This window comes from Thiocapsa roseopersicina (assembly GCF_900106925.1).
Lineage (GTDB): Bacteria > Pseudomonadota > Gammaproteobacteria > Chromatiales > Chromatiaceae > Thiocapsa > Thiocapsa roseopersicina.
The window spans coordinates 1-1,782 of sequence record NZ_FNNZ01000075.1 but is presented as its reverse complement, the minus strand read 5'-3'; the positions used below and the strand labels follow the sequence as shown (position 1 = coordinate 1,782).

At 66.5% G+C, this 1,782-nt stretch carries 2 protein-coding genes and 1 pseudogene; 1 reads left to right on the top strand and 2 read right to left on the bottom strand.

Features of this window, described 5'->3' with window-relative positions; translation table 11 throughout:
* Positions 1 to 299 (top strand): type 2 periplasmic-binding domain-containing protein (locus tag BLV04_RS24185; protein WP_503660768.1); only part of this gene is annotated, 299 nt, incomplete at its 5' end.
* A 106-nt stretch (positions 300 to 405) separates the two neighbouring features.
* Here the strand turns inward: BLV04_RS24185 and BLV04_RS24180 are convergent.
* On the bottom strand, positions 406 to 1,374 hold the full coding sequence (locus tag BLV04_RS24180) for a DUF1186 domain-containing protein (RefSeq protein WP_093038692.1): 969 nt from the start codon (positions 1,372 to 1,374) through the stop codon (positions 406 to 408).
* Positions 1,280 to 1,782 (bottom strand): annotated as a pseudogene (locus BLV04_RS25830) (hypothetical protein); the annotation flags it as partial. The pseudogene BLV04_RS25830 and the gene BLV04_RS24180, both read right to left, overlap by 95 nt.

The window sequence follows — 1,782 nt, the reverse complement described above, 5'->3', positions numbered from 1 at the left end:
CGGCGCAAGGGCAATTGGCGCCGGGCGAGCGCCTGAATCAGCCCCTGCGCCTATCGAGCTTTACGTCCATTGCGGCCTTCTGCGAGCGCAGCGACGTGGTCTTCAGGCTGCCCAAGCGGTTCGCCGAGGAGCTCGTGCGCGGCCGCCAACTGGTGCTGCGGGAGGCCCTTGCGCGGACCGACGACGCGGCCACCCATGTCTACCTCTACTGGCATGAGCGCTTCCACAAGGAGCCCATGTGCGTGTGGATCCGTGATCAGCTCAAGGCCGTCCACGCCTCTGCCGTGGACGAACAATAGGGCGGATATCGGCCGAGCCGTCGGCGGGAAGCGCGTTCGGGGATCTGTTTCGGAGGTGGTCTCATCCCGTAACGGCGAGGTTAAAGACCGATACGAGCCTCGAGCCTCAGCGCCCGCAGCACTTCTTGAACTTCTGTCCGCTGCCGCAGGGGCAGGGTTCGTTGCGCCCGACCTTGACCGCTTTGCCCCGAGCTCCTTGCGCGATCGTCGGGGCCTGATGGGCCGCCTTGCGGTCATCCTCCCTGAAGGAGGCCCACCAGCTCATCTCGGACACGGTGTCCTCGATCGGACCTTTTCTGTCGGCGTATCGCAGCGCCCGCTCTTTGCCTTCCGACATCACCCGCGCGACACATGCCCTCCCGACGAAGATCGTATCCACCAACCCTGCGTCGAAGGCGCGCTCGATGTCGGGCAGCAGCTCCTCGGGATACAGATCGCAGCAGGCGGTGACGAGCGAAGTCCACAGGAAGTCCGGTTCGCGTTCCAGCGTGCCGTTGAACAAGCTGCTGAAATACGCCACGACGGACGCGCGCTCGAGCTCCCGCCGGGCGACGAGCGTCACCAACACCCGCAAACAGGCGCTGCGGACATATTCGTTCACAGCGCGGTTCTCGATCATGCCTTTGATCGGATCCACATCCTCACCGCACACCGCCGCCAGGATGCGATCCAGATCCTCGGTCACCAGATCACCGGCCACGTCGAAACACACCTCGCCCGGCGTGGAGAACAGCTGCACCAGCATCGGGTAGGCGGCACGCTCCCGAAACTGCGCCAGCAGGTACATCGCGTACATGTGGAGCATCGCGCCGTCGACCTTCACGACCTTCCGCGGGTCATCGGCCGTCGCCTGCAGGCACTCCAGGAGAAGCGGCGTCATCGCCTCGCGTTGCGCCATGGCGGCCCGAACGGCAGCCTCGGGGAAGGTGCGCTGGTGGGTTTCGAGCTGCGTCTTGATATCCTCGATCTTTATGCCGGGTTTACTCCAGTGCAGTGATCCGACGGAGTGCGGGCTCCGAAGCAGGCGTCTGACGTGTTCGGTACGGGGCGGAGCATGTGTGTTGCTTGCCGCCAAGACGACGCAACCGGGCCCAGTACCGGCCGATCAACCGTGCGCCGGCTTGCGCCCGACGATCTGCACGACATGACCAGGCCGGCGAGATCGTCTCCCGGGGTGGCGAGGTCCAGCAACATCTCCGCCGCGGGAGGGCCACCGGTGCCCAAACGCAGCTGCTCGGGCGCGCCGACTCCAGCGCCGTGGGCGTCGGCTGCAACGGTTGCGCGCGCAGCCAGGCGACCGGGTCGGCGATGCGATCGGCCACCAGCACGCGCAGTCGACTGCCGAGCTGCGCCGCCGAGATGATCTGCGGCAGCGCCGAGAGCTGTTGCTTGAGTGCGCGCAGGTCGGGCGCCTCGACCTCGACCACCCGGGCACCCATGCCGGCCATCAGCTCGGCCGGCGAGCCATCGGCGCGTTTGTGTC